The sequence below is a fragment of the Motiliproteus sp. MSK22-1 genome (assembly GCF_001968815.1).
Lineage (GTDB): Bacteria > Pseudomonadota > Gammaproteobacteria > Pseudomonadales > Balneatricaceae > Motiliproteus.
Map to the genome: position 1 here is coordinate 333977 of NZ_MIEQ01000044.1, position 26859 is coordinate 360835.

Below are 26859 nucleotides of genomic sequence, written 5' to 3' on the forward strand. Positions count from 1 at the left end.
TTCCAGAGATTGGTATTCTTTTTACAGACTAATTAGCGCTATATTGCTTCGCCCGCCCAGCCAGTTGACGCAGTCGCGCCAAGGCCTCAGTACGTTCAAATTCATCCAGCTCCTGGATGTTAGCCACCTCCACAGAGGTTTCAGCTAAAGCAGTCAGGAGCGCCCTGTTATCCTGTGTTAATTCCTCAAGTCGGGCTTTTTGATCCGATGCCAGATCAAGTCGCCGTTGCAATTGATTCTGGCCATCAGCACCTGTCACCGCTTTAGAATCTTGCGTATCAGACTTATCAATACTGGCAACACTGCGGGCAACCGCAACCATATCTGAAAGGTTTTGCATGACGAGCAGTTGCACCCGGCGAGCCACATCCATATAGCTGCTGGAAGTAATCTGGGAATCCCTGAAACGATTGGCAATCACTTCATGAAAGTCATTAAGCATCTCCGTCAGGCGACTCGCCTGTTTTGCAGCTTCCGCTACCCCCAGGTTATCCAACTGCTGGGACAGCTCAGCCAAACGCCCCAACATCTCCTGATGTTGCAACAATTCTTTCTTCCGCAACAGCCGAGCCTTATCATCCCGTAAATAACCAAATAACCGATAGGCAATTGGTACTGTAGCCAGGGCCAGAATACTCACCCCCAGATACCCAGCCAGCCAAACGGGACCTACCTGAAACCACCAGCCGTACCCAACCACAAGTAACGCCGACAGCACTGCGGCCACAGTGATCTGGGATTTCACAAAAACACCTCCTTACGGGCCTGAATCAGAGTTTTAGTACAAGCCTTTTGCTTGTTGTCGAAAGTTTCCCGCCCTCATATCGGTAGCCCTTTAACAACTACCGCTATCATCTGTTCTGTTGTCAGTTTTTCTTTGATTAGCACGGTTTTTATCAAGCGTTTGCTGATAAATGGCTCTTGCTCGATTCATCGTATGCTGATCAATGCCTAAAACCCAGTATAAGATCAGCAACAGTGTACCTTTAAAATTCCCCCGGTAAATCTTTGACTTCAGATTACCCGGACTCTGCTCGATCCCATACTGGTTCTGCAACTCGGCACTTAAGCGCTTATAATCCCAGCCCAGCTCCTTCATCCTGCCTACGATAAAGGTAGATAGTATTCGCTGTAACTCTGGATCATTAAGAAACTGTGACATATTTGTTTCTCAGATAGGATACTGCTTCTACTCTATGGGCAACGTCAATACGAATCAAGAATACTCATGATGCAAATCAGCACTAAAGATGGCTAATCATCCACTATCTTAGCTTATATGCGGTTATGTGCTTGAAAGATGTAACCAGCCCCTCTATATTTTCAGGTTAATCAGATGCTCTCAGACAGACGTTAACTTTATTGATAAACAGCTTTATTGAACATCAGCGTACCGAACATCGGGTATTAAAAACCGGATTTTAAACAGCCGCCTGACAGACAGCAGTTGAAGCAACTCTCTTAAATGCAGCTATTTAGACAAGTATCGGCCAGGAGTGACCATGACATCTCAAATAGAATTGCAGACAGTTTCTACGCTGTCTTCGTTAGAAGTGGCCGATCAAGTCGGTACATTGGCACCAGAAAAAGTAGCGGATGCGACCCCATCAGAGGCGGTAAAAGCCAAAGTTACCGAATTATTAGAACGTCTGCGCAGTATTGGAGACAGGGATATTGAGGCCCGTAACCAGTTCAGCAATGATATAAAGAAGTTCGGTACAGCAGTACGCCGACAGGTCGCATCGCAGAGTGACCTTCTCAACGCGCCGGTCAACCAGATAATGGATGATTCCAGCGATAATGGTACGGTCGCCAAAAACCTGCTGGAACTTCGTCGTCAGGTCGAAAAAGTTAACCCCAATAAATTTGATTTTACCGAAAGCTGGCTGCGACGTATGCTGTCAAAAATCCCCGGCGTTGGAACAAGGCTGGAATCCTGGTGGTCCGAATACCAGTCTGTTGGCACGGTTATCAATGATATTCTGGAAAGTCTTGAAAAGGGCAAGAATGTCCTTGAAAAAGATAATGTGACCTTAAAAGCTGACCGTGATCAGATGATTCAACACACCTACTCTCTTCAGGATCAACTGCAGATCGCAATGCTGGTGGATAAGGAGTTAGTCCCCTGGATTGAAACGCTGGAACCCGCTCAGAAAAACTACATTGAAGAAGAAGTTCTCTACTACTTACGACAGGAAATCAGCGACATGCAGCTCAGTCTGGGAGCTGCTAATCAGTCCATCCTGGTATCGGATATCATTCGTCGAGGTAACGAAGAACTGGTGCGTTCAACAGATCGCACCTTAAACGTCAGTGCCAAAGCGCTGGCAACAGCAGCCGCATTAGAAGTTGCGTTAAGTCATCAGAAGAAGCAATTGGAAGCCGTTCAGGCCACCACCGAGATGACCGCGGAGTTGATGAAAGGCACCGCCAGGAAAGCCAAAGAGCAAGGTATTGCTGTGATCCAGCAAGCCAATGACAGCTCCCAGATGATCGAAGCCTTAAAGACCAGTTTTTCAGATGTTATCGAAGCCATGGAAAGCCTGTCGACCTATAAGAAGGCAGCGCTTCCGGTGATGCAGCAAAACATCAACACCCTGCAAGAACTCAATACCCAGATGAAAACCCATGTAGATAGGGTAGTAGAGAGCGAACGCTAAATACTTTGTCCGGTTAACTTAATTTGTCCGGTTAACTTAAGAAGAAGTAATCCAGATCTGACAGTGACAGGTTCGACTCTGTAAGTGGGGACGCAGATAAAACCTTATATAGCTGTCAGATCTGTCCGCCCAGGAAACAACATGTCAAAGCTGTTTATTATTGCAGGCAATACCGGCGCTGGAAAAACCACCTATGCGGCCAAGCTCGCGCAGCAGGAAAATGCCTATGTTTTCTCTGGAGACGAGTGGATGAAGAATCTTTTCATTATGGACCTTCCTGACCCGCCGTCATACGAGTGGGCACTCGAGCGAACAGAACGCATTGAAACCCAGATTCTGAACGAGTCTTTGAAACTTTTAGATAGAAAAATTAATGTTGTTCTGGATATCGGTTTTTTTGCAAAGTCCCAAAGAGAGCGTGTACGAAACTTTTACTATCGGCATGGACTGGATGCAATCACCCACTATCTGGATGTCGATAAGGAGACCCGGTGGGTTCGAGTAGATGAAAGAAATACACAACAGAACGAAAACTATCAGTTCCAAGTAACCAGAGAAACTTTCGAGTTCTGTGAAACCATCTTTGAGCCTGTCAAAACCGATGAAAAGAATACGATCATCGTCACTTCTTCCTGAAGTCAGATAGAAGGCCCTCACTTTGCCTAACGCTCCAAAAACAGCAGTGCCCTGCCCGGCAAACACCTACCTGGCTGAGCATGCCCAATTGATTATATCCAGCTATCATCGATTAACCGGTAAAGATTTGGTGGAGCCTGGCATGTCTGGCGAAGAGGCTTACCGCTCCCTTTTTGAAGCACCTTATGCGCTTGTTACCCATAACACCGCAGAAGATCCCATCTTCAACTATGGCAATCAAACGGCCCTGCGTTTATTTGAAATGGATTGGTCAGAATTTACCCGCCTGGCCTCTCGAAAATCAGCAGAGCCCGTCAACCGGGCAGAACGTGAAGCGCTTCTCACCCAGGTCACAGAAGATGGCTTTATCGACAATTACCGAGGGGTAAGGATATCTTCAACAGGTAAGCGATTTTGGATAGAAGGGGCAACGGTCTGGAACCTAACCAACGAAAAAGGTCAGTATTGTGGCCAGGCAGCGGTATTTAGCAACTGGACCGATCTCTGAATGATACGCTCCGATACAGTATCATTTGATCCGGAATCACGCGGAATCAACAGCAAAACTGTCATTGGCGCTATTCTCTATTAGACGGGTCAGGCTAAATTAGTCTAAACTCACTGGTAACTGGTCAAGCTGTATAAACGATCCCCTGATCTGCTATATTAATGATCTAACTACAAAAATTTCGAATCTGGGTTCGAAGCTTCACTACTGAAACTTGAGGGCTAGCATGCCTAACGCCGCACGCATCACTGATAATGTTCTTCAGGACGCTCCACACTGCCATGCGCCCATTCACCCCCCTGCGCTAGTCCCCACACCGGTTCCTCATCCTGCACTCCCGCTTATGATTGTAAAGGGAGAGCCAACCGTTGTGATTGGTGGTGTACCTGCTGCTCGTATCACCGATACCACTCTCCCTTGTATACTGCCGAGTTGTGTTCCGGCAGGACCAGGCATGATTGCAAAAGGCTCCAGTTCTGTGATTATCGGAGGATTACCTGCCGCTCGTATGGGCGACATGACAGCCCATGCTTCCTGTGTCGCTCCGATCCCAAGCCCTGTTGGGAAAATAATTCCCCCCTGCTGTCCGACTGTGATCATCGGCGGATAAGCAACAGTGCGCAGACTACACTTTGAGACGTTAAATCCCGTTTGCCCCCAGTGCCGACACTCCCGTGGGATTAGCAGCCCTCTGGTGCTTGCGAAAATAATTCGCGGCACTGAAGATGACGTTGTTGAGGGCCACCTCCATTGCACCGACCCCTCCTGCTTTCTGGAATTCCCGATTATTGACGGCATCCCCATTCTGGTGCCGGATGCACGCAAGTACATCAGTGACAACTGGCACCACATCACCGCCAGAGAAGACTTTTCTGCGGACATAGAAAGCACACTGGGGGATTGCATTGGACCGGGAACCGCTTTTGATGCTACTCGACAACACCTGAGCACTTACAGCTGGGATCACTATGCGGATCTTGATCCACAGGAGCCTGAATCCCAGGAGCAACAACAGGCGGGTGCAATCATCAAGTGCCTGGATTATGCAGTCAATAAAACTGAATCATGCTGGCAGGGTCCGGTTATTGATGCCGGTTGTTCCGTAGGGCGAACCACATTTGAATTGGCGCAGATTACAAAAAAGCCGGTATTAGGAATTGACCTTAATTTTTCCATGCTCCGTCTGGCACAGAAAATACTCAGAGAAAGAAAAGTCAGTTATCCGAGAAGAAGAATCGGCGTTGTCTATGACCGGCGTGAATTCGAAGTAAATTTTGAAGAAATTGAGCAAGTGGACTTTTGGGCATGTGATGCTCAAACGCTGCCTTTCAATGATGACTCCGTCACCGCCCTGACAGCCTTCAACCTGATCGACTGCGTCCCGTCACCTCTCAGCTTTCTTACCGAAATAGCACGAATCGTTGAGACAGATGGAACGGCCATAATAGCAACGCCCTATGACTGGTCTCCTCATGCAACTTCAATGGAGCAGTGGATTGGAGGACATTCCCAGAGAGGCCCTGACAAGGGATCTGCTGAACCATTTATCCGCGCATTGTTGACTCCGGGTGCCCACCCCCAGTCAATTACAGGACTGGAGCTGGTTGAAGGTATCAATAACCTCGCCTGGCAAACGCGGCTTCATGATCGGTGTACAGTTAATTACAGGGTAGATCTGCTCCTGGTTCGCGCCAGAAACTCTAAATAAAGACAACTAATTAAAAGACAACAAGATATAACGGACAAAAACAGACACGATCAGAGCAAGATCAGTCTCCCTTAGCTGACTCGACACCCGATTCGGGCTGGCGATAACAGCCAACCCAAATCAGCTTCATTCAAACAGAGACACCCTCTGTAGCAATATCACTTCAGACGTGAAGATAAACTTTCAAACACAAAACCAATAACAATATGGCTGCTAATCAGCAATCCTTCTGAACTCTGCTTACAGATGTTTTCCAACCATCATAATATCGGTCTCGTGTTGATTTATCGACCTGTGGTTCAAACCGGCGATTACATTGCCAGAGCCCTTCCAGACTCTCCAATGACTTGAAGTAGCCTGCTTTTAAACCCGCTAAATAGGCAACTCCGAGGGCTGTTGTCTCTATAATTTCGGGGCGATCAACCGTAGCACCCAGCATATCCGCCAAAAACTGAAGCACCCAGTTGTTGGCAACCATACCACCATCAACCCGCAGAGCTATGGCACGAACACCATCATGCTCCATCGCTTTCTGGAGATCTTTAGTCTGATAGCAGACAGACTGCAAACCTGCGGTGACAATCTCTTTAATGCCGGTATCCCGGGTCAGTCCGAAAATAGCACCACGTGCATTCGGATCCCAATAGGGAGCCCCCAGCCCGGTGAACGCAGGAACCAGATAGACTCCGTGATCGGTCGGTGTCTGCTCAGCCAGAGGCTCAGTTTCGACTGCATCATTTATTAACTTCAGACCATCGCGTAACCACTGTATTGTAGTACCGGCAGCAAAAATACTACCCTCCAATGCATAACAGGGTTTGCCATTGAGTCTGTAGGCTACTGTAGTCAACAGTCGGCTGTTAGACTTCAAGGCCCGTGATCCGGTGTTTAACATCAAGAAACAGCCCGTACCGTACGTACTCTTTGCCATCCCTTCTTTAAAGCAGGTCTGACCGAACAAAGCAGCCTGCTGATCACCGGCCACTCCGTAAATTGGAATTTCAGCTCCCAGCAGTTCTACATCTGTCACACCAAAATCATCAGAGGAATCCAACACTTCCGGTAACAGACTGCCAGGAATGTTAAATAAATCTAATAGCTCTTGATCCCACTGTTGATCGTGGATATTAAATAACATCGTCCGGGATGCATTAGTGGCATCAGTTCGATGAACTTTGCCATTGGTCAACTTCCAGAGCAAAAAGGTATCAATGGTTCCAAATGCCAGCTCTCCCTGCTCCGCTCGCTGTCGAACTCCCGGAATTTCATCAAGAATCCAGCGAATCTTTGTTGCCGAAAAATAAGGATCAATCAGCAGGCCGGTTTTTCGGGTGATATTGCCTTCCAGCCCTTCATCCTTTAACTGTTGGCAATAATCACCGGTTCTGCGGTCTTGCCAGACAATGGCACGACACACTGGTTCACCCGTGTTACGGTCCCAGACCAACGTGGTTTCCCTTTGGTTGGTGATACCGATAGCACCAATTTCATCCGCTGAAATCTCTGCGTTTGCGATAGCAGCGCGGCAGGTCCGAAGGACCGACTGCCATATCTCTTCCGGCTCATGCTCGACCCATCCATCCTGAGGAAAGTGCTGAGGAAATTCCTCTTGAGCAGTGGTATCAATTTTCCCCTGCATATCGAACAAAATTGCCCGAGAGCTAGTGGTACCTTGGTCGATTGAGAGGATGTACTTAGCCATGGTTGATCCTTTATCACACTTTTTTATTCGATAACTTGTTAGACGCTAAAATGTCTTTCAAGCATTTTATTGAGAGCACCTCAACAAAATATTCTTTTATGTTCGTATTTTTACCATATCGAACACAAAAACCAAAGCTTATTTTCTTTATCTTTCGAATAGAGTTTTTACAATTCTGTAATTCAACTCCCATATTAGGCCGTAAAGCTATAGAATTCCTATGCTTTATAGCAGAAACCAAAAGCTCCCTGAATCCGCCTGGAGAATGATCAAACAATGGCCCAAAGACGCCGTCAGGATTTAATCCTCGAACGAGTACAAAAAAATGGCTTTGTCAGCATAGACGAACTGGTTGAGCATTTTAAGGTGACTCCGCAAACCATTCGAAGAGACCTGAACCAACTTGCGGAAAAGAAGAAAATTCGCCGCCATCATGGTGGCGCTGGAGTAGAATCCAGCACCGTTAACACCGCCTATCAGGCCCGAAAAATAATGAATCTGGATGCCAAAGAACAGATCGCTCGGGTTCTGGTCAAGCTGATTCCCGACGGCTCGTCCCTGTTTATCAACATTGGTACGACAACCGAAACTATCGCTCGGGCCCTGCTTGGTCACAAAGATCTGCGTATTGTCACCAATAATCTCCATGTTGCCTCAATACTGAGTGCTAAAGAAGATTTCTCGGTAATCATTGCTGGTGGAGAAGTCCGTAACCGAGATGGAGGTATTGTCGGTGAAGCGACCCGGGATTTTATCAATCAATTTCAAATGGACTTTGGAATCATCGGCATCAGTGGTATTCATAGTGACGGTACCTTACTGGATTTTGACTACCGTGAGGTGAGAGTTGCACAGACCATTATCGAAAACTCCGGACAAGTACTTTTAGCCGCCGACCATTCAAAATTCGGACGCAATGCAATGGTTCGACTTGGCAACATAGACCAGGCGGACCACCTGTTCACTGACCAAATGCCATCAAAAGAAATTACCAATATTCTTGCTGCTAACCAGGTGGAGCTTCACTTAACCTAGTGACAGCTCTCTCGTCCTCTTTGAACCGTATCTGCCTTCTGATACGGTTTTTCCTATAAATTGCCAGTAACCACCACCCCACCGGGACTGCTGAAAAACGCCCAAGGCAACCACTATTCCGCCTAAAAGATAGAATTACGGATTATTTATTTCATTCGAATTATTCAAACAAATCAACAACATCAAACATTTTTGTTCTTTTTTGTTCGTTTTCTGTTGATTTTGTTCTATAACGAATACTATAGTTAATAAATATTTTCACAACCACCCAGCCTTTCCCTGTACTTCGGGATCAGGCATACGGGTAGAAATTTTGCAGCACATTGGCCTGTTTAGATTGATCGTCAGGTAAGCGCAAAGGAGACAGACACAGATGAACACTGAAGCCAACATCTACGACGTTTTGGTAGTCGGCGGGGGAATCAATGGAGTGGGAATTGCTTCAGATGCAGCAGGACGCGGCCTTAAAGTTGCGCTTTGCGAAATGAATGATCTGGCGTCAGCAACCTCTTCAAACAGCAGTAAGCTAATTCACGGTGGCCTGCGTTATTTGGAATATTATGAATTTCGCCTGGTTCGCGAAGCGTTGGCGGAACGGGAAGTTCTGCTGAAAAATGCGCCGCATATCATTTGGCCACTGCGGTTCAGACTCCCTCATCGCCCGCATTTGCGTCCCGCTCTGATGATTCGTGCAGGTTTGTTTTTGTACGATCACCTGAGTAAGCGAGCAACCTTGAAAGGCTCTCACGGAATCAAGTTCAGTGCTGACGGCCCTCTCGTTCCTGGTATTAAAAAAGGCTTTGAATATTCAGATGGCTGGGTTGATGACGCACGTCTGGTTACGCTGAATGCGATCGCCGCGCGAGAAAAAGGAGCACGTATCAGTACCCGTTGCCGCTGCGTTAAGGCAGAACGAAACGAGGGCATCTGGGAAGTTACGCTGGAAAACCAGCTTACCGGAGAACAGGAGATTATCCAGGCCCGCGCACTCGTTAATGCAGCAGGTCCCTGGGTTGCCAGCTTATTTGATACCGCGATGAGTACACCCTCACCAAAGAATATTCGTCTGGTTAAGGGCAGCCATATTATTGTTCCCAGGATTCACGATGAAGATGAAGCCTACATTCTACAGAACGAAGACAACCGAATAGTATTTGTCATTCCTTATGAAGGGCAGTTTTCACTGATCGGAACAACAGACGTTGAACACAAGGGAGAACCCTCCACAGCGGCAATTTCTGATGAAGAAATTGACTATCTGATTGAAGTCACTAATCAGCACTTTACCAAGAAAATTTCACGGGACGACGTTGTACGCACCTATGCCGGTGTTCGACCTCTTTTGGATGACGAAGCAGAAAACCCTCAGGCGGTCACCCGAGACTATACCTTTGAGATAGACCACCAAAATGGTAAGGCTCCTTTGCTCTCCGTATTCGGCGGAAAAATAACGACTTATCGTAAGCTTTCAGAAGCCGCAATGAATAGTCTGAAAGAGTTCTTCCCGAAGGCAGGTTCCGCCTGGACAGCCTCTGCACCTTTACCCGGCGGTAACTTTGATAATCCATTAACTCTGCAAAAGAAACTATGCAAACAATACAGCTGGTTACCCCTCTCTATCACTAAACGGTATGTGCGCAGCTATGGAACGATTAGCCATCAGATCCTCGGAAACTGCAACAGCATTGAAGATTTGGGACGCCATTTCGGTGCTGGCCTTTACCAGCGGGAAGTGGACTATCTAATTCAGCAGGAGTGGACCCTGACTCTGGAAGATCTGATCTGGCGTCGCAGCAAGCTTGGCCTGTTTCTCAATCAAAGTGAGCAGGCGGACCTGGATGCCTACTTGCAAGAGGCCGCATCAACAAACAAATTGATCACCCCACAAAATTTGTCAGCAGCCTATCAACAGACTGGCAGCTAAAAGCAGTCCATTAAGGCAATGTTCTTAAAGCGGTAGCTATTGCCAGAATTGATAGCTACCAGAAAGAGCCATTACCAGAATAAACAGCCAGGTGTTAGACAACCACAGGGATCGTAAGGGGCTATGCAACTGACACGTGCAAGCCATAAAACGACCATTTGAACTTGATAAGAATAAACGCAACCAATGAGTGCCATCAAACAGGTTACTGCACGCCAAATACTCGACTGCCGGGGCATTCCCACCGTTGAAGCCGACGTGATTTTGCACTCCGGTATATTTGGCCGTGCAACCGTTCCGGCAGGCTCCACCACCGGAACCCGTGAAGCCATTGAATTGAGAGATGGCGACCCGCACTGCTTTGCAGGTCTTGGCGTTCTTAATGCGGTTGTTGCCATAAACTCCGAAGTAAACGAGTTACTTGTAGGTAAAGAGATACAGTCTCAAGCAGCACTTGACCAGCTATTGGTGGCGCTGGATGGCACTGATAACAGATCCAATCTTGGTGCTAACGGGATACTGGCTGTTTCAATTGCAGCCGCCAGAGCCGCAGCACTTGAGCTGAAAATACCGTTGCACCAGTATATAAATCAGCAGTTTTTACAGTTAACTGATGAAATTGAACTGAAATCACCAAACAGAACAGTCAGTTTAAACGCTCCATTACCCATGGTGGAAATGGTCGGAAATAAAAGCTCTATCAGTCCTGCTTTTGGGGTCCAGTCCCTGATACTTCACCCATTGCGTGGACACTCTGCAGGCAGCGCCCTAAACATCAGTAAGGAAATTATAAAAAGCTTGTCCCGGTTCTCCAACGTTGATCCGGAAAATCAGTCCCGGGAAACAGCAACCACAGGAAATCAGGGAAACTTTCTGGCGGTTGAGCTGTTGCTTGAAACGGTCAAAGAGGCCATTTTACGCAGTGGTCACAGACTCGGAGAAGAGGTTGCGCTGGCCCTGCGGCTAGATCCATCCTTGTTATACGACGGTATCCACTATCGATTGAACAGCAGCACCAGATTCGACGCCACACGGTTCAGTGCATACCTTGGAAATTTAGCGAATAACTATGGAATATCTACGTTGATCGATCCTATCGACGAGGGCGACTGGGAAGGCTGGCATGAAATCACCGAGCAATTGGGAAAATCGATACGGCTGGTCGGCGGTGAAGTATTCGTCAGTAACACGGGATTACTTCATGAGGGGCAGCAGTTCGGTGTCGCCAATGCTATCGAAGTCAAACCGATACAGGTGGGAACCCTAAGCGAAACCTTAGAACTCATCCATGCTGCTCAGAATATTGGCTACCAATTGATTTTATCTGAATCCGCAGGAGAGACCGGCGATACCTTTATTACAGATCTTGCGGTGGCAACCGGATCTGACGGAATTATCGCCGGTTCCCCTTTGCTTCACCAGAATCAGGCCAAATATGACCGCCTCCTCAATATTGAGCGTAACGAGGCAACGGCTCAATTTCCAAGGTAAAAAATGCAAGTTAAGGAAACAAGATGCGAACACCCTTAGTCATCGGTAACTGGAAAATGCATGGTACTAGCGCCAGTAACCATCAACTGTTGGAACAGCTGCTTCCTCTATTAAAACCAGATACTCAAGTAGCAATAGCGGTTTGCCCACCGTACCCTTACCTTTCCCAGGTTAAAGCAATGATCGGCGGGAACCTGGCACTGGGGGCACAGAATCTGAATATGCAGGAAAAAGGGGCTCATACCGGTGAAGTCAGCGGCCCAATGTTAAAGGACACTGGTTGTCGTTATGTTTTAGTGGGGCATTCAGAGCGCCGGGAGATCTACGGAGAGAGTGACCTGATCATCGCAGAGAAATTTGCCGTTGCCGTTGCTTCAGAGCTAATTCCGGTCCTCTGTGTCGGCGAAACTCTTAAGCAGAGAAAAACAGGCCAATCTATTGAAGTAGTCAGCAGTCAGATAAAGTCGGTGATTCAGCGTAATGGTATTCAGAGTTTCGCCAACGCAGTAATCGCCTATGAACCAGTCTGGGCGATCGGTACTGGTGAAACAGCTACGCCAGCACAAGCCCAGGAAGTGCACCAAAAAATACGAGAACTCATCGGTGAATACGATATCTCCATAGCAGAGACATTGCCTCTTCTATATGGAGGCAGCGTCAATGCCAGTAACGCAACTTCCCTCTTTAACCAACCTGATGTAGACGGAGGATTGGTAGGAGGAGCCTCTTTGAACGCTGAATCATTTGCAGCCATTTGCCAGGCAGCAAGCTAGTCAAACTTCATGCTCCGGGTCCTTGTCCGATCTATTGGGCAGGGCCTGGGTGTCTCCAAGCTACCTTAAGGGCTTGATCATCGAGCCCCTGACACTGAAGGTAGCATTGGGCGAGTATCTTCGCATGGATACTCGCCCTTTTTTATACCTGACTTATGAAGCATGCAGCGTTCCACATACCTGAATCGCCAGACTGATCAGTTACCAAATAACTGTATATAGGCTGCTCTCTGCCAACTTTTCAACAAAGCATTGTACTCAATGGTCTTACCCGGAGGCTTTTCATTGGCCAGTTTAGCTTTGGGTGAACCGGGCTGGTTCAACCAATACTCAGGATCACTCTTATCATTTAATTTGGGTCCACATTCCCCCTGCACCTTCGCACGTTCCAGCCGTTTAAGAACTTTGTCCTGAGCCTTGGCCAAACCATCCAATGCAGCCTGAGGGCTTTTCTCCCCGCTGGCCGCTTCCGCAATATACTGCCACCACAGCTGTGCCAACTTAGGGTAGTCTGGTACGTTGGTTCCAGTTGGCGTCCACTGAACCCGCGCTGGGCTGCGGTAAAACTCCACCAGCCCACCAAGTTTAGGTGCCGCATCAGTCATCGCCTGGGAGTTGATATCCGATTCACGAATAGGTGTCAGTCCCACCAGGGTTTTCTTTAGCGAAACCGTTTTAGAGACTGTGAACTGCGCGTACAACCAGGCAGCCAGACGACGTTTCTCAGGGGTAGACTTGAGGAATGTCCAGGAGCCCGCATCCTGATACCCCAGCTTCATACCCTCTTGCCAGTAGGGTCCTTTTGGAGAGGGAGCCATACGCCACTTGGGTGTGCCGTCTTCATTGACGACTGGCAGCCCTTTCTTGTTCATGGCGGCCGTAAAGGCCGTGTACCAGAAGATCTGTTGAGCAATCCCCCCTTGTGCAGGCACTGGCCCCGCTTCACTAAAGGTCATTCCCTGGGCTTGAGGAGGTGCATATTTACGCAACCAGTCCACGTACTTGGAAGTCGCATAAACAGCAGCAGGACCATTGGTCGCGCCGCCTCTCTCGACACTGGAGCCCACCGGTCGGCAACCTTCCACCCGAATCCCCCACTCATCGACAGGCAAACCATTCGGTATACCCGCATCGCCTGCACCGGCCATGGAAAACCAGGCATCAGTGAAACGCCATCCCAGTGACGGGTCTTTCTTACCGTAGTCCATGTGACCATAAACAGGCACACCATCTATTTCTTTAACATAGACAGAAAAGAACTCGGCAATATCTTCATAGGCGGACCAGTTTTCCGGGACACCCAGCTTGTAACCATAAATTTCTTTAAACTGCTTTTTCAGGTCATCACGGGCAAACCAGTCAGCACGGAACCAGTAGAGATTGGCAAACTGTTGATCAGGGAGCTGATACAACTTGCCATCAGGTCCGGTCGTAAAAGACAGACCGATAAAATCTTCCAAATCGAGGGTAGGCAGCGTGTAGTCTTTCGCTTCTCCCTTGATCATGTCAGAAATAGCAACGACCTTGCCATACCGGAAGTGAGTTCCGATCAGGTCTGAATCGTTGATATAGGCATCATAGATATTGCGATCCGATTGCATTTGCGTCTGCAGTTTTTCAACCACATCACCTTCCTGAATCAAATCATGGACAACCTTAATGCCGGTAATTTCCTCAAATGCCTTAGCCAGCACTTTTGATTCATATTCATGGGTCGCAATGGTTTCTGATGCCACATTAATAGTCATGCCACGAAAAGGTTTAGCAGCCTCGGTAAACCAGGCCATCTCCTTTCTCTGCTCAGCTGACTTCAGTGTGGAGTCAGTAAATTCTTTGCTCAGCCAGTTTTCCGCAGCATCAGAGTACTGATCGGCGTTAGTCATCATACTCCAGGATACCATCGAGATAGCAGCACTGAGTAAGAGTACCTTCGGCCTTTTATTATTATTTTTCATTTTTAACCTCTAGTGGCTAATTTCCAAAGCCATAATTCATAAATGCTAATGCAAATTGTTTTTATTACCTTACCTAAGCATAGCTGCTGACTGAGTCGCTGTAGCAACTATCTCCTGCCAATACAGATTGGCTAAAAAGTAACGCCAGCGAACAGGACCTGTAGCATCAAATAACATAGATAGATTTCGAACACCAACCAAAAGATAACATTCGATAAAGAATATTTTCAACAAATAACGAAAACACTAAGCATTTACAATCTACTCTATGATTGATTTAGAAAAAACATGAAAATTCAGATTTCTTTGGAAAATACAGACTCAGGTCGGGAATTTATGGAATCATAAGGCTCTGAATACGTTTCAACGCTGACATCTGGGGACCCTTCGAATAAGCCCATTATGTTCTCAGCGCGCCCTCCGGGGCCAAGGGACTTGGCTCGCAGGTTCAGCGGTATTTATCTCGAATCAACTCAATCGTGCCGTCTGCATACATTGTTTTCAGCTGTAATCGCAACTCTTTGATAACTTCAACAGGAATTGCAGTATTGCATGCCAGCCCTCTTAACGTAGTGAAAAAAGTCAACTGGTTATGAACATCAGTGCCAGATGATTTTCTGATAAAGAAAGCAGCAGTCAGAGTATCCGCAGCCCAGACATCCACTCGCTTAATCTGCAAACGTTTGAGGTTAACAAATTCATCATTGGAAATATCAACGTCATAGCCAAAGCCCGTCAGGTAATCCGCAATGGCATTTCCTCGATAACTGGCAATGCGCAGGTCTCGAACATCATCCAGCGTCCGAATGCTGGCGGGAAAATCCGCTCGGGTGAAAAACCCCGTCTCCGTGATAATCAGGGGACTGATCCATTGGAACTGGGCTTCTCTTTCCTGGGTACGCTGAACCGGAAACAAACAACCTTGCCGATCATTTGCTGCCATTCGATAGGCTCGGCTCCAAGGAAGAATTTCAACACGGGAGCTAAGCCCAGAACGGCTAAACAGCTGCTCGACAATGTCTACTGCCAGGCCAGAAGCCCGGGTGAGAGAGCGCGCGGTTTGTTCTGCACTCGCACTGTTTCCGGTTCTTTTATTCTGACTCAGGGAGCCTGCTGAAACAGAAAACTTTGAATCAGCAGACTTTGAATCAGCAGAGCTCTCCTGCACCATCATGCTGTACGGCGGCAACGATTGCGTATAAAGAGTATAAACAGAGTCGGTTACCACTTCTGCACCGTTCACCGGTCCAATCCTGATGATCACTATCAGCCATACCCAACGGCATATCAGTTCACATAACCGGGATCGAGAAATCATCTCCAGCGCTCCAGAGACTGAGGGTAAGACTGGGTCACCCCCTTTGGATTTTCATTAACTAATTTAGCCTTGGGTGCTCCAGGTTGCTGATACCAATAGTCTTCAGATTGAACCGGATTCAAAGCAGGACGACAGGGTCCCTTCATTTGAAACTGCAAACGTCCCATTTCCTGATCCATTCTTACGGCCAATTGATTCATGACCTGCTCCGCAGATTTTGAACCATCGACAGCAGCACCTATATTCTGCCACCAGAGATTAGAGAGACCTGGATAATCGGGCACATTACTCCCCGTCGGCGTCCAGTAATTACGGGCAGGGCTGCGGTAGAACTCCACTAAACCGCCGTACTTATGAGCAATATCAGTAAAATACTCGGACTCGATATCCGACAGTCGAATCGGAGCTAACCCCACTAATGTTTTTCGCAGAGAGACTGTCTTTGACACTACAAATTGAGCATATAACCAAGCCGCTTTTCTGCGGTTCACAGGAGTGCTTTTCAGAAATGTCCATGCTCCGACATCCTGATAGCCCAACTTCATACCCTGTTGCCAATAGGCCCCGTGGGGAGAAGGTGCCATTCTCCATTTTGGTGTTCCATCAGCATCATTCACCGGTAATGCCGGATCTGTCATAGCTGCAGTAAAAGCGGTGTACCAGAAGATCTGTTGGGCGATATTTCCCCGTCCGGGAACGGCTCCAGCCTGGGTAAAGTTCATTCTTTGCGCCTCTGGAGGAGCATACTTGTGTAACCAATCTACAAATTTTCGAGTGGCGTAGATGGCGGCAGGGCTGTTAAGCGCACCACCTCGGGCCACACTGGCACCAACAGGCCGACAGCCTTCAATCCGAATTCCCCATTCGTCTACCGGCAAACCGTTGGGGATGCCAGGATCACCAACGCCCGCCATAGATAACCAGGCATCAGAGAATCGCCATCCCAGTGAGGGGTCAGCATTGCCGTAATCCATATGTCCATAAACGCGCTGACCATCAATCTCCTTTACATAGACACTAAAGAATTCAGCGATATCTTCATAAGCAGACCAGTTCTTCGGTACATTGAGTTCATAACCGTAGCGCGCCTGAAATTGCTGCTTTAACTCTGGCCGCGAAAACCAGTCATGACGATACCAATATAGATTGGCAAATTGCTGGTCCGGCAACTGGTATATTTTGCCATCAGGAGCGGTTGTAAACCTGAGGCCGATAAAATCCTCCAGGTCCAGAGTCGGTAATGTCACTTCTGCACCATCCCCTGCTATAAATTCACTAATGGGCACGACATTATTCGACCGAAAGTGCGTACCTATAAGATCACTATCGTTGATATAGGCATCGTAAATGCTGAAATTAAGGTCTATCTGAGCCTGGAGTTTTTTAATCACATCATCTTCACCGGTCACCTCATGTATCACTTTTATACCAGTAATATCTTCAAAGGCCTTCGCTAAAGTATTGGCTTCATAAAAGTGGGCATCGATACGCTCGGAAACAACTCTAACGGTCATATTTCGATAAGGTTTTGCAGCAGTAATAAACCATTCCATTTCCCGTAGCTGTTGTTCTGGTTCCAACGTCGTCTCCGAAAACTCTGTCTCCAGCCAATATCGAGCCTCACGGATATCCGCATATACAGAAAAATCAGATACAGGAATCAAGGCCGGTATCAAGGCTACCAACAGGAAATAGAAAAGCTGAGGAAATCTAGTTTGAAGCATAATCGGCTCGGCCGGTTAGCGAATCTGTCTACCTATATGATGATAGCAAACGATAAGCCCTGTATCGCAGATAAGTGATGCCTACACAACTTTAGGCCAGCTCAGAGTATACCGATTTGCCATAACAGGATGCAGTCAGCAGACACTACAACGCCAGATACTTAAAAAAAAACAGATTCTTACGAAATCAGAGTAATAAAACGCCTTCCATCATAAAGCGTCTATTCTTTTACCCAGACTCCCTTTACATGAGATTATCTGTTCTTTTGGTTTCTCTTATTATTTCAGTACCAATGCCCCCAAATTCGCCAACGGGGACGTTGCAACGATTCTTTGCGAGGAAATGGTTTCAGATAGTCGGTCATGGGTTGAATGAATAAATTCCCAGATTCCCCTTGGAGTTCTTCCAAACGCCTGATGCGCTCCTCAGTGGCAGGATGAGTTCGGATAAGAGAGGGTTCTGGCTGTCGACGACCAGGCATAAGTATCTGTTCAATAATAGAGATAGATTCCGTTTCCATGGTCTTCAGCGCATGGATCAGTGGCTGTGGTGATCCGACCAATTCACTACAAAACCGATCAGCTTCAAACTCGCGAGTCCGGGATAACGCCAGTTGCAGAAGAATGCTCAGGTAGGGTGCCAACAACAGCAGCAGCACCGGAATTAACGGAGGAAACTCGCCGAACAAAATCATTAAAGGAATATGTAGTATCAATAGAATTACCCCCATCAGGGTAAACCCTCCTGCCACCCGGCTGATGGTGTCAGCAAAGCCCATTAGCTGAAGATCATTATGATGTATATGCGCCAGTTCATGGCCCAACACACCAACCATCTGCTCAAAATTCAGCTTTCTCAACAATCCTTCTGAAAGAATAATCGCAGCATCTTTCTGACTGCCCACGGCAAACGCATTAAGACTATAACTGGGCATGTAATACAACTGAGGGAGCTGCTCAATACCGGCACGACGGCAAAGTTCCGATAAAACCTGATAAAGCTCTGGCACTTGCTGCTGACTCAGGCGTGAAGTGCGATACAAACGTAACGTCAGACGTAATGAAGCCTGGGGATTGACAAGATAAACCATGCAGGCGAGTAGAACACCGACAGTTGATAAAAGGAGTCCCCCCAGCATCCATCCCAGATAACCAACCAGTGCAGCAAGTGCAACAACCAGCAGTAGAGACTGTAATCGATTATTTAAACGATGTTGACGCAGAGTTTGCTGATCCATAATAGTGACAGTATAGGGGACAGTTCAGCATTAACGAAGATCAGCTCGGCACTCCGTTGCCAGCGCTATCCAGTGGACTCCTGTTAATCTTTTATCATTACAACCATGACATTGTTGGATGGAAGTTCATAAACCTTTTTAAGTCTAAGTCCATAGTCAGCAGCCTCTTCTTCGACCCTTGACAGGTCAGGAATTCCCCACTCCGGGTCCCGTTGCTTCAGACGCATATCAAACATCAGATTACTGGGAGCTGTTTCAATATTTTCTCGAATAAATGGTCCATAAAACATCAGCAATCCACCGCTGGATAAAATGCGACCGGCATTGCGCAACACCCCACTACAAGCCGGTGTTGCAGATACATGCAACAGGTTGATACAAACAACAGCATCCACCTGTTCAACAGGCCACTCACCACTGGCATCAATAAGTAAGGGTGGCGACATATTTGCTCCGACAGCTTCCTCCCCGTAAGCGCGCATACTGTCGAAATATTCTTGATTTATATCAGATGGTTGCCAGCGGCTATCCGGTAACTCTTTAGCGAAATAGGCCGCGTGCTGCCCATAGCCACTGGCCACCTCCAGAACTTCAGCGGCAGCAGGAAGCTCCGCTTTCAGCACCTCAAGAATTGGGCCTGCGTTAGATTCAAAATGTCCAGAACTTAACTTCATAACAATGCCTTCGGAATTCGGGAAGAAGGAAACGAGCAGCAACTCGCGGTAAAAAAACAAATGGTAACGGCAATGGAGAAAAGCAGCTTTGACAGGTATCAAATGGATTAATAAGACGGCTCCCCCCCTGACATAACATTCACAAAAAATGAAATAAAATCTTCATTTCAAAGCCTTTGACAAAAAGTAGACAGAAGTCTACTATTGTGTCCACTTTTGATTAAAATGCTACCATCCTTTATTAAAAATATAAAAAACAAACAAAAGTACATTTAAATACAAATACTTAAATAAAGCAAAAACTATTCCACAATTTTAATAAAACACTGAACAAGTCTACTTTCATGAATAAAAACATAGCTACAGACTTTTGTGATCAGGTCAGTGATAACAGGAACTAACACCTTAAAAACCAAGGTAATTTAAACCAAAAGGAGTTGAACCACGTGAATAGTCAAGAAAACTTGTTTCAATCATTTCAAAAAGTCGCCAAGGGCGAACTAACACCTGAAGATGTCTTTTCAACGCTAAACCCACAAGACCTTTCAAAAATTATTTATCCCTACTTTTCCGATACTAATAACTGCGCATTCGCCGCTGGAGAAGGCATTCTGGAAGGAGATGTCAGCCGGCTGACAGATCCAGCGCGGCATAACAGTCATTTACTCAGCAATGACTAAAGAACAAAACTAAATTCACAACAACTCAAGCGATACCCCGAACAGTTGATCTACAGAACTAGCGGCTCGGCATCGGGGTATCCTTCCAAATAAAGGAGTTACGCACTCTATGGTTTATTTAGCTTCGGTGCCCTTAGCTCTCCCCTTTTTACTACTGATTGTTCTTAAGCAAAGCGGTTTGAGAACCAGCCTTCTATCAGCAGTGGCTGCAATTGTTGTTGCATGTTTTTTCACCATAAATATCGCGGATATTGTCCCTATTACCTTACAATCAGTTGGTAATGCGTTAGCAATAGCCTTCGGTGTGTTAACCGTATTATTTCCAGGTCTTTTACTATATCGGCTTCAAGTAGCAACCGGCGGCCTATCGACTATTGTCAAGCTATTACAAGGACTGTTCCAGAGTCGCGAGCTACAGATCCTAGCACTGGTAATAGGCGCATCTCCGTTTGTAGAAGCGATTAGTGGTTTTGGAGTCAGTGTACTTGTCATTGCCCCCATACTACTCGCTTTAGGCTACAGTCCGTTAAAGGCCGGTATCCTAGTTCTGATCAGCCAGATAAGTGTTTCATTAGGAGCTTTAGGGGTTGGAACAATGATCGGAGCCCAACTTGCCAACTTACCAGTTGATCAGGTTGGTATTGAATCATTACTGCTATCAGCTCCCCTACCCGCCTTATTCGCAGTGACTACATTGGCGGTCTGTGGAGGCATTAAGTCTTTATCGCGCTACTGGCTCGTGGCACTCATTTGTGGAGCAGTCAAGGGAGGGGGCGATTACTATTTTGCTAAAGTCGTTGGTATAGAAGTAGCTGGCGCATTAGCAAGCCTGATGGTACTTTTTGTGCTCTTTGCCATCAGCTCCTTTTATACTCTTTCGAGGCAAGCAGCAGCAGATAAAAAAGAAGTGAAACAGGAGCAGATCTGGTCAGCAATTGGCCCCTACGCCATCCTTATCGCTACGCTTCTGATCACACGAATAATCCCTCCTGTGCAGGATTTTCTTACAAGCACACTTGTAATCGCCCCCTTTGATGCCGGGTTTAATTATCCACTTCTCTATATTCCAGGTTTCTGGGTTACGATCGCAGCCCTTTCCGTTGTAATTATCAATGACATGAATTTCAAGAACTTCAGGGATACCGCGCGGCAGACCTGGAAACAATTCCTTCCAGCGGGTACAACGATAGTACTGTTCCTGGTAATAGCACAAGTAATGATCCTTTCCGGGATGGCAGAAACCGTCGCCACCGCGGGTGGCGTACTTGGATCAGGCTATGTATTCCTCGCCCCGGTGCTAGGAGCATTGAGTGGATGGCTGACCGGCTCAAACTCGGGTGGAAACGCCATGTTTATGCCGTTACAGGTGGAAGTTTCGCAAAATGTTCAGTTGCCGACAAACTGGACAGCAGCTGCTCAAAATGCTGCATCTTCATATGGAACCATGGCATCGCCGGCACGAGTTGCGTTAGTCAGCGTAACAGTCGGTGACAGCCATATCGAGGGTCGATTACTTAGCGCAATGGTCCCCTACGTAATTGCAAGCGCCATCGTTGTCGGGACAATTTACAGCTATATCGTTTTATGACCTAAACCAGGAGTTGAAAAATTTCCAGCGGCAATATTGTCTAACAATTTTGCTACTTGGCCGCTATCCCGTCTATGCTCTATATCTTTCTTAACGAGATATAGATAAATCAGCTGATGGAACGCGCGTACTTAGAAGCGTCTACAACCAGTATCCAAATGACAGGTGTTGACGCTTCATTAATGAGTTGATGCTCAACATGGGCATCAAAAAAAAGACAATCTCCCTTGTCAACGGTAACTACCTTATCACCCAATTCAGCAACCAACGTCCCTTCCAGCACAACAAGATATTCATGAATACCGCGTTTATGGGCCGGAAACACACCGGTTTTTCCCCCTGGCTGCAATATATTGTGAACGATATCGATCCCTCTATTGGGGAAAACCGGAGAGAGTGCCCGCCGCGTAAAACCAATTTTCTGATCATCAAATACGGCTTGGGTGTCAAATGATTGAAGCAATACAGCACTCGGTTCACAACTTGCCATCAGATCCGAAATACCAACATCGAGTGCCTCTGCCAGTTTGCCGAGAACTTCGGCTGACACTCCTCCATCGCCCCGTTCAATCTTAGAAATCATAGCTTTACTGACGCCAGAATATTTTGCAAGCGTCATCATTGAGTATTTCTTGAAAGTACGTAGCGCTCGCAGATTTTCTGCGATATGGTTTTTCTTATCGGCAGCCATCTAATAATTCCCTGAAAATCGAACGCAACTGTACGGTACTGATCAAATATTCTCAAGATCCAAAGTCGAGCGCTTCCCTGTGCTGTCTTCTAGCAATTTCCTTGCCCTTAAAACCCTTTCAGCAAGGACCTCCGATCCATCTCGATGTAACAGGCATCTGACACTGTGCCACAATAACTCAAGACTGGAGTTCAACCAATCAGCCATATCCAGCCCCTGTAGTACCTCCTGCGTTGACAGCCCGGTAAAAACCGGCATTTCCATTATTTTTTCAGATTCAATCGCAAACTGCTGCCTTAATGCCGCAGCATCAAACCAACCAATACCAAAACCACCATACTCCCAGTCCAGTACCTTAAGTCTCCCTTCTCTGAGACAGAGATTTCCAGGGTGTAGATCGTGATGCACCAGACAGAGCGGTAACTCGGGAAGCAACTGTAATCGCTTCCAGCTTAATTCCAGTAATTGTTCTAAGGGTTTTAATGAAAGATAAGCAGATGCTGATGTTTTATCACTGCCAGCGTATGCAGGCCCTGTCTCTGAATAGCGGGCATAGACCCGTCGATATTCGTTCCACAGCGCCTGATAAGGAGTCCTGGTACTGCTGGTGAAACAGTTCAACCGCTGCCATTGGTTTACGCAGCAAATTAATTGATCCTGCAAAGTATCAGAGAAATGATCAGCGCTGGTGACCGTGCCAGCCTCTTTCATCAGACACCAGCCATTTTCCCAGTCGTTATAGAGAATGTCAGGTGCCCATGACTGACCGGCAATCAGCTTCAATATCCGATACTCCTTGTGCCGATCAACGCCAAATGCCACATCCCCGGGTGCATTGACTCGCAGTATCAACACCTGACCTTGCCAATAACCCCGGAACAGCCGATTGGAACTATTTCCCTCTGCCATCTGTTGCCAATCGACTTTACCTTTCAGGTAGCGATTGGCCCAACTGAACTGTCTTTCTGGCATAGCGAAAAATCGACCTCTAGGTTAGAATTGCATCCGTCTCATCGGGGTGCTTTTAAGGTTTCTGTCAATAAGCAATCAATCCACTCCCATTGCTTATTGACAGGAGCCCTGGCTGAGAGTTTACCCGTCGAACCTGATCCAGTTAACACTGGCGTAGGAAATGAGCATTCCAAGGTATTATCCACCCCTACCTGTGAATGGCTACTCCCACGCCCTCGGAAACTATCTTTTAAGATTACTGAGGAGCAATCCGTGAATCCAGTTAAACCCTTAGCAGCTGTCGCATCTCTAATGTTTGCATCATCCGCCATCTCAGCTGATCTGACTGTCTATACTTACGACTCGTTTATATCCGAGTGGGGGCCGGGCCCCCAACTGGAAAAAGCCTTTGAACAACAATGCAGTTGCAACTTAGAGTTTATTGCTGCGGAAGACGGGGTCAGCATTCTCAACCGATTGCGCATCGAGGGCAATAAAACCAAAGCAGACCTTATCCTCGGCATAGATGAAGGTTTGCTGGAAGAAACCCGTAAAACCGGTCTGGTTCAGTCTCATAATATTGATCTGAGTGGCCTCAAAGCAGAACTAAACTGGCACGATAGCGACTTCGTCCCCTTTGACTACGGTTACTTTTCATTTATTTATAACAGTGAAAAAATCACCCAGCCGGCTACTTCCCTCAAGAATTTAATAGAATCCGATGCTTCAGTGATTTATCAGGACCCTCGTACCAGCACACCTGGCCAGGGCTTGATGATGTGGGTTAAGTCAGTCTACGGGGATAAGGCTCCAGCAGCCTGGAAACAACTTTCAAAGCATACGGTAACCGTTACCAAGGGCTGGTGGGAAGCCTATAGTATGTTTCTCGAAGGAGATGCAGATTATGTGCTCAGCTACAATACCTCTCCTGCTTACCATGTGGTGGCCGAACAGAAAACTCAGTACAAGGCAGCGCCCTTTAAAGAAGGCCACGTAGCCCAGGTAGAAGTCGCGGCAATCACTGCTAACAGCACTAACAAAGACCGGGCTCAACAATTTCTGAAGTTTCTGATTTCAAAAGAGGCCCAATCAATTATTCCAGTAACTAACTGGATGATGCCTGTCATCCCCGGGATGGAACTACCTGATGCATTTGCTGACTTGATACAACCGCAGCGTATCGGATTTAGCCCCGAAACGATGGCAGATAACCGTAAATCCTGGGTACGCGAATGGCGTAACGCAGTCTCCGAATAAAGGAAATACCCACCTTGATTGATAACAGGCCATATTCTCTGCGAATAACAGCCCCATGTTAGCTGTGGGAAGGTTAGCGGTTGGAAGGCTCGGGGCGGGGCAACTGGGATTATTGTTTATCGCTCTGGTCACTTTGCTGTCATTTCAGGGATTGATTGGATTCTCAGCAAATGGCAATGGTGGCTCGGGTCCCGACTGGTCCCTGTTGTCCGATACCTATTTTAGACAGGTATTATGGTTCTCTATACAACAGGCAGGGCTCAGCGCCCTGCTCTCGATGATACTGGCCTGGCCTGTAGCAAGAGCAATCTACTACCTTCCGGAGCTGATCGGCCGCCAGACATTTCTCAGCCTCTGTATTCTCTGCTTTGTAATGCCAACGCTGGTACTGATTACGGGTCTGGTATCACTGTTAGGACGTTCAGGGATACTCACCCCCTGGTTAGGAGAGAGCTGGAACCTCTATGGTCTGAACGGTATTTTACTGGCTCATATCTACCTGAACATGCCCTTCGCTGTACGTGTATTGGTGCAGCAAATGAATACCATCCCTGACAGCAGCTGGAAACTTGCCACTCAGCTGAAGTTCACCCCGTGGCAGCGCTTGAAACATATCGAATGGCCATCAGTAAAAGCCAGTTACTTAATGTTATTCGGCTTTATTTTTGTACTCTGTTTCAATAGTTTTGCGGTGGTTCTGGCATTGGGTGGTGGGCCAAAGGCAACCACTCTGGAAGTCGCTATTTATCAGGCACTCAAGTATGACTTTAATATTCCCGAAGCGCTGATGCTGGCCTGGACTCAGTTTCTGATCGCCGGGTCACTCTTTTTGGCTCTCACTCTACTAGGCTCCATTAGCTGGCTGTCGGCTGACACAGCAACCAGGCATTGGGTCCCGACCCTATCCAGTACCAAAAAAGCCTGTTATCAAACTATTTATTATCTCGCCTGGCTGGTACTGCTCTTACCTATCGTTGCCTTATTCGCTGGCATTGATCTACAGGAGATAAGCCGATTTTCCTGGTCTTCGCTGCTGGAACCCACTGCTGTCAGTATTGCGTTAGGACTGATAGCTGCTGTGTCGGCTACGATTACGGCATACCTTATTCTCCAGCCAATCCGCAATGCATATCGTCAGCGACAACATCGTCAGCGGATTGCTCTGGAATGGATAGCAACGCATACTCTGGTGGCACCAGCCATGGTGTTATCGGTTGGATTGTTCATCTTTCTGCTACCTAAAATAGATCTGGACGACTGGGGTATTGTATTCGTGGCACTACTGAATATGGTAGTCTTGGTACCCTTTGCCTTTCAACAACTCAAGCCACGATTATTTCAATTTGATCAGCAATACATGCAGCTGAGTAGTTCACTGAAATTACAGGGGTTCAGTTTGCTGCGTGTTGAGTGGCCATTTATCAGGCCAGTATTTGTCGCAAGCCTGGCCTTGGTACTGATCCTGGCCATAGGAGATGTGGCAATATTTTCTATCTTCGGCAGTCAGGATTGGACCACACTTCCCTGGCTGATTTACAGCTATGCCGGTACCTACCGAATAGCTGAAGCCTCCATTGCTTCATTGCTGCTTTTAGCCCTGTGCAGTTTGATTCTCTGGGCCTTTGAACGGTTTCGATCTCATGTTGAGCATTGATAAATTAAAAATTCGACTCGATGACTGGTCATCGGAATATCAACTGCAGGTAGCAGACGCTGAGATACTGGCAATTCAGGGCAAAAGCGGCGTTGGCAAATCAACGTTACTGCACGCTATCGCGGGATTCGTCTCCTGTCAGAGTGGCAGCATAGCCTGGCAGGGGAAATCCATAGAGAATCAACCTGCTGAGCAACGCCCTGTCAGCCTTCTCTTTCAGGACCATAATCTATTTGAGCACCTCAGCATAACCCAGAACCTGAAACTTGGTTTTGGTAAACCCCCCCCTTGGCAGAAAATAACCGCTGCGGCAAAGCAATTGGAAATAGAGCAGCTGCTGGATAGTAAGCCAGGGAATTGTTCCGGTGGCCAGCGACAGCGAGTAGCGCTGATCCGCACACTGTTGCGACCAGAACCTATCGTGCTGTTAGATGAGCCTTTTGCCGAACTGGATCCACAGACCCGAGGGCTGGCAACTGATTGGGTCAGACAGACCGCTAAAGAAGGGCATAAAACATTGCTGTTGGTGACTCATCAGGATGAGGATGTAGAGCGGGTGGCTGATCGATGCCTGGTACTGAATCAGGCCACAGACAATTAAATCACCCGAAAGAAGCATCTTGTTCTTCTGCTATAAAAATTCTGGCCGATAGGGATTACCCAAGCTGATATTGCTTATAGATAAGAAAAGA

General features: G+C 47.2%; 24 protein-coding genes and 1 riboswitch. Of the genes, 14 read left to right on the forward strand and 10 right to left on the reverse strand.

Translation table 11 applies throughout. From position 1 onward, the window contains the following. Window positions 1-28: 28 nt before the first annotated feature. Together BGP75_RS12085 and BGP75_RS12090 are read right to left on the reverse strand one after the other, a co-directional pair. Entirely contained in the window at window positions 29-745 is a 717-nt protein-coding gene (locus BGP75_RS12085) for a hypothetical protein (protein ID WP_083704782.1), read from the reverse strand. Between the two features lie 90 nt (window positions 746-835). Continuing rightward, on the reverse strand, window positions 836-1162 hold the full coding sequence (locus BGP75_RS12090; RefSeq protein WP_076718850.1) for a DUF6471 domain-containing protein: 327 nt from the start codon (window positions 1160-1162) through the stop codon (window positions 836-838). A 340-nt stretch (window positions 1163-1502) separates the two neighbouring features. On the opposite strand from BGP75_RS12090, the gene BGP75_RS12095 reads away from it, so the two are divergent. The 5 genes from BGP75_RS12095 (at window position 1503) to BGP75_RS12115 (ending at window position 5512) form a co-directional block, all read left to right on the forward strand. After that, complete coding sequence (locus BGP75_RS12095; RefSeq protein WP_076718851.1) at window positions 1503-2660, forward strand: toxic anion resistance protein; 1158 nt, start codon at window positions 1503-1505, stop codon at window positions 2658-2660. A 141-nt stretch (window positions 2661-2801) separates the two neighbouring features. Then, a complete protein-coding gene (locus BGP75_RS12100; RefSeq protein WP_076718852.1) occupies window positions 2802-3296 on the forward strand; it encodes an ATP-binding protein in 495 nt (164 codons plus the stop codon). A 22-nt stretch (window positions 3297-3318) separates the two neighbouring features. Continuing rightward, the gene (locus tag BGP75_RS12105; RefSeq protein ID WP_233152915.1) at window positions 3319-3804 is read left to right on the forward strand and encodes an MEKHLA domain-containing protein; all 486 of its coding nucleotides are present in this window, start codon (window positions 3319-3321) and stop codon (window positions 3802-3804) included. Between the two features lie 226 nt (window positions 3805-4030). Continuing rightward, window positions 4031-4414: a PAAR domain-containing protein gene (locus tag BGP75_RS12110; protein WP_076718853.1), complete on the forward strand. Its 384-nt coding sequence runs from the start codon at window positions 4031-4033 to the stop codon at window positions 4412-4414. 6 nt (window positions 4415-4420) lie between these two features. Further along, complete coding sequence (locus tag BGP75_RS12115; protein WP_076718854.1) at window positions 4421-5512, forward strand: methyltransferase domain-containing protein; 1092 nt, start codon at window positions 4421-4423, stop codon at window positions 5510-5512. 217 nt (window positions 5513-5729) lie between these two features. Here BGP75_RS12115 and glpK read toward each other — a convergent pair whose 3' ends face one another. Further along, window positions 5730-7214 (reverse strand): glycerol kinase GlpK, encoded by a 1485-nt coding sequence (gene glpK / locus BGP75_RS12120; RefSeq protein ID WP_076718855.1) that lies wholly within the window; start codon window positions 7212-7214, stop codon window positions 5730-5732. 276 nt (window positions 7215-7490) lie between these two features. Between glpK and BGP75_RS12125 the strand changes: the two genes are divergently transcribed. From BGP75_RS12125 to tpiA, 4 genes are all read left to right on the forward strand, one after another. Next, window positions 7491-8249 (forward strand): DeoR/GlpR family transcriptional regulator, encoded by a 759-nt coding sequence (locus BGP75_RS12125; RefSeq protein ID WP_076718856.1) that lies wholly within the window; start codon window positions 7491-7493, stop codon window positions 8247-8249. A 373-nt stretch (window positions 8250-8622) separates the two neighbouring features. Beyond that, on the forward strand, window positions 8623-10173 hold the full coding sequence (glpD, locus tag BGP75_RS12130) for a glycerol-3-phosphate dehydrogenase (protein ID WP_076718857.1): 1551 nt from the start codon (window positions 8623-8625) through the stop codon (window positions 10171-10173). A 186-nt stretch (window positions 10174-10359) separates the two neighbouring features. Beyond that, window positions 10360-11664 (forward strand): hypothetical protein, encoded by a 1305-nt coding sequence (eno, locus tag BGP75_RS12135; RefSeq protein ID WP_076718858.1) that lies wholly within the window; start codon window positions 10360-10362, stop codon window positions 11662-11664. Window positions 11665-11687: 23 nt separating this feature from the next. Then, on the forward strand, window positions 11688-12437 hold the full coding sequence (tpiA, locus tag BGP75_RS12140) for a triose-phosphate isomerase (protein WP_076718859.1): 750 nt from the start codon (window positions 11688-11690) through the stop codon (window positions 12435-12437). A 197-nt stretch (window positions 12438-12634) separates the two neighbouring features. On the opposite strand, the gene BGP75_RS12145 is transcribed toward tpiA, so the two are convergent. The 5 genes from BGP75_RS12145 to BGP75_RS12165 form a co-directional block, all read right to left on the reverse strand. Further along, window positions 12635-14392, reverse strand: coding sequence for an ABC transporter substrate-binding protein (locus tag BGP75_RS12145; protein WP_083704783.1), 1758 nt, complete (start codon window positions 14390-14392; stop codon window positions 12635-12637). A gap of 448 nt (window positions 14393-14840) precedes the next feature. Beyond that, on the reverse strand, window positions 14841-15710 hold the full coding sequence (locus tag BGP75_RS12150) for an ABC transporter substrate-binding protein (protein ID WP_076718860.1): 870 nt from the start codon (window positions 15708-15710) through the stop codon (window positions 14841-14843). Next, window positions 15707-17434 (reverse strand): ABC transporter substrate-binding protein, encoded by a 1728-nt coding sequence (locus BGP75_RS12155; protein WP_076718861.1) that lies wholly within the window; start codon window positions 17432-17434, stop codon window positions 15707-15709. The genes BGP75_RS12150 and BGP75_RS12155 overlap by 4 nt, the downstream gene beginning before the upstream one ends. 284 nt (window positions 17435-17718) lie before the next feature. Next, a complete protein-coding gene (locus tag BGP75_RS12160) occupies window positions 17719-18672 on the reverse strand; it encodes a zinc metalloprotease HtpX (protein ID WP_076718862.1) in 954 nt (317 codons plus the stop codon). 83 nt (window positions 18673-18755) lie between these two features. Then, window positions 18756-19346 (reverse strand): DUF938 domain-containing protein, encoded by a 591-nt coding sequence (locus tag BGP75_RS12165; RefSeq protein WP_076718863.1) that lies wholly within the window; start codon window positions 19344-19346, stop codon window positions 18756-18758. A gap of 446 nt (window positions 19347-19792) precedes the next feature. Between BGP75_RS12165 and BGP75_RS12170 the strand changes: the two genes are divergently transcribed. Beyond that, the gene (locus tag BGP75_RS12170) at window positions 19793-20026 is read left to right on the forward strand and encodes a hypothetical protein (protein WP_076718864.1); all 234 of its coding nucleotides are present in this window, start codon (window positions 19793-19795) and stop codon (window positions 20024-20026) included. A 109-nt stretch (window positions 20027-20135) separates the two neighbouring features. Then, entirely contained in the window at window positions 20136-21614 is a 1479-nt protein-coding gene (locus tag BGP75_RS12175; RefSeq protein WP_076718865.1) for an L-lactate permease, read from the forward strand. Window positions 21615-21723: 109 nt separating this feature from the next. Here the strand turns inward: BGP75_RS12175 and BGP75_RS12180 are convergent, their stop codons facing one another. Together BGP75_RS12180 and BGP75_RS12185 are read right to left on the reverse strand one after the other, a co-directional pair. Beyond that, complete coding sequence (locus BGP75_RS12180; RefSeq protein WP_076718866.1) at window positions 21724-22305, reverse strand: XRE family transcriptional regulator; 582 nt, start codon at window positions 22303-22305, stop codon at window positions 21724-21726. 42 nt (window positions 22306-22347) lie between these two features. Next, window positions 22348-23277 carry a phosphotransferase gene (locus BGP75_RS12185; protein ID WP_076718867.1) on the reverse strand — a complete coding sequence of 310 codons (930 nt, stop codon included), beginning with the start codon at window positions 23275-23277 and terminating at the stop codon, window positions 22348-22350. A gap of 32 nt (window positions 23278-23309) precedes the next feature. Next, window positions 23310-23454, forward strand: a riboswitch (TPP riboswitch). Between the two features lie 75 nt (window positions 23455-23529). On the opposite strand from BGP75_RS12185, the gene thiB reads away from it, so the two are divergent. Genes thiB through BGP75_RS12200 form a run of 3 tightly spaced genes read left to right on the forward strand, consistent with a single transcriptional unit; the run spans window position 23530 to window position 26768 of the window. After that, on the forward strand, window positions 23530-24513 hold the full coding sequence (gene thiB, locus BGP75_RS12190) for a thiamine ABC transporter substrate binding subunit (RefSeq protein ID WP_076718868.1): 984 nt from the start codon (window positions 23530-23532) through the stop codon (window positions 24511-24513). A gap of 55 nt (window positions 24514-24568) precedes the next feature. Continuing rightward, window positions 24569-26167, forward strand: a complete 1599-nt coding sequence (locus BGP75_RS12195; protein ID WP_076718869.1) for an ABC transporter permease subunit — start codon at window positions 24569-24571, stop codon at window positions 26165-26167. Then, window positions 26154-26768, forward strand: a complete 615-nt coding sequence (locus BGP75_RS12200) for an ATP-binding cassette domain-containing protein (RefSeq protein WP_076718870.1) — start codon at window positions 26154-26156, stop codon at window positions 26766-26768. The genes BGP75_RS12195 and BGP75_RS12200 overlap by 14 nt, the downstream gene beginning before the upstream one ends. Window positions 26769-26859 lie beyond the last annotated feature (91 nt).

Excerpts from the sequence above, each read along its gene's own strand:
- BGP75_RS12090 (WP_076718850.1), bottom strand. The coding sequence starts at position 1,162 with ATGTCACAGTTTCTTAATGATCCAGAGTTACAGCGAATACTATCTACC.
- BGP75_RS12095 (WP_076718851.1), top strand. The coding sequence starts at position 1,503 with ATGACATCTCAAATAGAATTGCAGACAGTTTCTACGCTGTCTTCGTTA.
- BGP75_RS12100 (WP_076718852.1), top strand. The coding sequence starts at position 2,802 with ATGTCAAAGCTGTTTATTATTGCAGGCAATACCGGCGCTGGAAAAACC.
- BGP75_RS12110 (WP_076718853.1), top strand. The coding sequence starts at position 4,031 with ATGCCTAACGCCGCACGCATCACTGATAATGTTCTTCAGGACGCTCCA.
- glpK (WP_076718855.1), bottom strand. The coding sequence starts at position 7,214 with ATGGCTAAGTACATCCTCTCAATCGACCAAGGTACCACTAGCTCTCGG.
- BGP75_RS12125 (WP_076718856.1), top strand. The coding sequence starts at position 7,491 with ATGGCCCAAAGACGCCGTCAGGATTTAATCCTCGAACGAGTACAAAAA.
- glpD (WP_076718857.1), top strand. The coding sequence starts at position 8,623 with ATGAACACTGAAGCCAACATCTACGACGTTTTGGTAGTCGGCGGGGGA.
- eno (WP_076718858.1), top strand. The coding sequence starts at position 10,360 with ATGAGTGCCATCAAACAGGTTACTGCACGCCAAATACTCGACTGCCGG.
- tpiA (WP_076718859.1), top strand. The coding sequence starts at position 11,688 with ATGCGAACACCCTTAGTCATCGGTAACTGGAAAATGCATGGTACTAGC.
- BGP75_RS12145 (WP_083704783.1), bottom strand. The coding sequence starts at position 14,392 with ATGAAAAATAATAATAAAAGGCCGAAGGTACTCTTACTCAGTGCTGCT.
- BGP75_RS12150 (WP_076718860.1), bottom strand. The coding sequence starts at position 15,710 with ATGATTTCTCGATCCCGGTTATGTGAACTGATATGCCGTTGGGTATGG.
- BGP75_RS12155 (WP_076718861.1), bottom strand. The coding sequence starts at position 17,434 with ATGCTTCAAACTAGATTTCCTCAGCTTTTCTATTTCCTGTTGGTAGCC.
- BGP75_RS12160 (WP_076718862.1), bottom strand. The coding sequence starts at position 18,672 with ATGGATCAGCAAACTCTGCGTCAACATCGTTTAAATAATCGATTACAG.
- BGP75_RS12165 (WP_076718863.1), bottom strand. The coding sequence starts at position 19,346 with ATGAAGTTAAGTTCTGGACATTTTGAATCTAACGCAGGCCCAATTCTT.
- BGP75_RS12175 (WP_076718865.1), top strand. The coding sequence starts at position 20,136 with ATGGTTTATTTAGCTTCGGTGCCCTTAGCTCTCCCCTTTTTACTACTG.
- BGP75_RS12180 (WP_076718866.1), bottom strand. The coding sequence starts at position 22,305 with ATGGCTGCCGATAAGAAAAACCATATCGCAGAAAATCTGCGAGCGCTA.
- BGP75_RS12185 (WP_076718867.1), bottom strand. The coding sequence starts at position 23,277 with ATGCCAGAAAGACAGTTCAGTTGGGCCAATCGCTACCTGAAAGGTAAA.
- BGP75_RS12195 (WP_076718869.1), top strand. The coding sequence starts at position 24,569 with ATGTTAGCTGTGGGAAGGTTAGCGGTTGGAAGGCTCGGGGCGGGGCAA.
- BGP75_RS12200 (WP_076718870.1), top strand. The coding sequence starts at position 26,154 with ATGTTGAGCATTGATAAATTAAAAATTCGACTCGATGACTGGTCATCG.